Source organism: Streptomyces sp. NPDC059900 (genome assembly GCF_050270335.1).
Lineage (GTDB): Bacteria > Actinomycetota > Actinomycetes > Streptomycetales > Streptomycetaceae > Streptomyces.
The window spans coordinates 1-2,628 of sequence record NZ_JBNNJZ010000847.1; the positions used below are offsets into that span (position 1 = coordinate 1).

Genomic DNA, 2,628 nt, shown 5'->3' on the forward strand with positions numbered 1-2,628 from the left:
TCAGTACCCCGTGTACGCCGCGCAGGCGTCCCTCCGGGTCGGCCGGCGCCCTGCGCGGGTCGCTGCCCGCGGCGACCGTACCGGTGGGGTGGAAGGCGGACAGATGAAGCTGCCGGGCCGTCACCCCGCTCAGCAGCGCTTCGAGTTCGGCGAGGCTTCCGGCGCGGGGTGCGGCGGGGATGCCGGTGAGGACCTCGTCGGCGCCGGCGGCGAAGAGGAGCCGGCCCATGGCGCCAACGGCGGTCATCAGGCGGTGCGCGTCGCGCGGGTGGAGGTCGTAGCGGATCAGGCCGCGTCCGCGCCCGAGCACCCGGCCCGAGGGCAGATCGGCGATCATGGCGCCGAAGGTGGCGAGGTGCCCGGCGGACTCCAGCTCGCGGCGCAGCTCCCGGCCCACGCCCGGCAGGACGAAGCTGCTCATGCCGGGGGGTGTGGCGGTGGCTTCGACGAGGATTCCGTCATGGTGCAGCTCTTCGACGCCGACGCTTTGCAGAACGCCTTCCCAGGCCGTCACCGGCCGGGCGAACCGTCCGGCCACGCTGGTCGCCGGATGCACGCTGAGGTTGCGGCCCAGGCGCGGGTGGCCGCCGAGGCCCGAGCGGCGCAGCAGTTGCGGGGATTGCAGGGCGCCTGCCGCGACGACCACCAGGGGACTGAGGATTTCCAGGTCGCTGCCGTCCGGGCGGCGTACGCGCACCCCCGCCGCGCGCGGTCCGCCGGGCCGGTCGGCATCGACCAGGACGGAGCGGACGCGGGCCCCGGTGACGATCCGGGCGCCCGCGGCACAGGCATCGGGCAGCACCGACAGCTGCAGACTCTGCTTGGCGCCGGTCGGGCAGCCCACGACGCACTGACAGGAGCCCTTGCAGCCGGGCGCGTTGCGGCGCAGGGCGCCGGCCTTCCAGCCGAGTTCGGCGGCGCCGGCCAAGGCCAGGCGTCCGTTGTTGCCCAGGACGTCCAAGGGCTGGGTGGCCACCCGCAAGGTGCGCTCGGCCTCGTCGAGATGCGCGCCGAGTCCCTCTGCGGGGGCGAAGCCGAACGCGCTGCGCCACCGCTCGATGACCTGGTCCGGAGTCCGGTAGCAGGTACCGGAGTTGACGATGGTCGTGCCGCCCACCGCTCGGCCCGTCGGCAGCAGCAGCGGCGGCCGGCCCGCGGCGACGGTGGCCCCGCCGTCGCGGTAGAGCGCGGAGAACCGGTCGAGCGGCGCGCGGCTCCCGAAGGACGCGGTGGTGTGGTGTTCGCCCTCCTCGATGACGACGGTGCGCCATCCGGCCCGGGCGAGGGTACGGGCTGCCATGGCGCCCCCGGCACCGGAGCCGATGACGACCGCGTCCGCGGTGGAGCGGTCGGGCCACTGCCCGGCGGGCGTGCAGTCCAGCGGCGGATCGTCCGGCGGGGCCAACGCCGGTGTCCGCGCGCCCTGTTCGAGCATCCGCTCGGTGCCTGCCGCGAGCAGCACCGGCACCTTGAGCAGATCCAGGAGCGGCATCAGCGCCGTGCGGGCGCCCAGTGTCCCCATGACGGCGTCGCGTTCGGCGGGTCCGAGGGCGGCGAGGCTTCGTCCGGTCCGGGCCAGCGCGTAGGCGTCCACGGCGGCCGCGGCACCGCGCACTCCGGCGCGGGCGGCCGCGGGCATCGAGTCCAGCACGTCGTCGAGCCGCTGCGGCACCCGTGCGGGCCAGCGTTGGCTGCCGTCGTCGGCGAGCAGCGCGGCGACCATCCCGGTCAGGCTCATCGCGTGCCCACTTCCGCGTGGGCGGTGCCGTCCAGGCTCCACGCGGCTTCCGGGCGCCACCGGCCCCACCACCGTTCCAGCCGGATGACGGCATCGGCTCGCTCGCTGTTGTGGCAGGTGGCCGGGGTGCCGTCCGGGTCGGCGTAGTCCAGGCGCAGGGTGCGCTCCTCGGCCTGGGTCACCTCGACCCGGATGCGGCGCAGCCCGCTGCGGCCGGTCACCTTCCAGCGGGGCAGGCCCAGATCGGCGGTGAAGCGGCCCGGGCCCGCCCAGCCCACCGCGGTGCGCTCGGCCCGGCGCGGCCAAGTGCGACCCCGGTGCCGCAGCCGCAGGAAGACCAGGGGCGGCAGCCGCCGCAGTCCCGGCCGCATCGAGACGGCGGCCACGATCTCCAGTACGTCGCCGCCGCCGAGATCGGCGTGCAACCAGGCCCAGCGGCGGGCGTTGCCGTGCCCGTAGATGCGGGCGGAGGCTCCGGGGGCGTGGTGCAGGGTCAGTTCCCGGTCGCCGTAGGTCACGCTGCCGTCGTACGTGGCCCGGGCGGCGGGCAGCAGCTGGGCGGCGGGCAGCAGCGGCCGGCGCCAGGACCAGCGCGGGAAGGTGAACAGCGGGCTGTCCGTAGGGCGTTCGGCCAGGTCCCAGCGCATGTCTCCGGCGCTGCCCGTGAGGCGTCCGGGGCGGGCGGAGATGCCGGGTGCGGTGAAGCCGTCGCCGTCGGCTCTGCGCCACGGCTCGGGGCCGAACCGTGCGTGCGTGATGGGCCCTTCGCCGGGGAAGACGGCGGCCCAGCCGTGGGTGAACGGCGGCGCCCCGTCGGCGGGTGCGACCAGTTCGTGGTGCAGCCACAGGCCGCTGCCGGTGGCCGGGTCGGTCGCGGTGGTGTACCAGAC

General features: G+C 75.9%; 1 protein-coding gene and 1 pseudogene. Both read right to left on the reverse strand.

All coding sequences use genetic code 11. The features are described from left to right. The coding region (locus ACQKIP_RS44815; RefSeq protein ID WP_427745629.1) for a GMC family oxidoreductase N-terminal domain-containing protein at positions 1-1,738 on the reverse strand (1,738 nt) is incomplete at its 3' end. Further along, positions 1,735-2,628 (reverse strand): annotated as a pseudogene (locus tag ACQKIP_RS44820) (hypothetical protein); the annotation flags it as partial. The pseudogene ACQKIP_RS44820 and the gene ACQKIP_RS44815, both read right to left, overlap by 4 nt.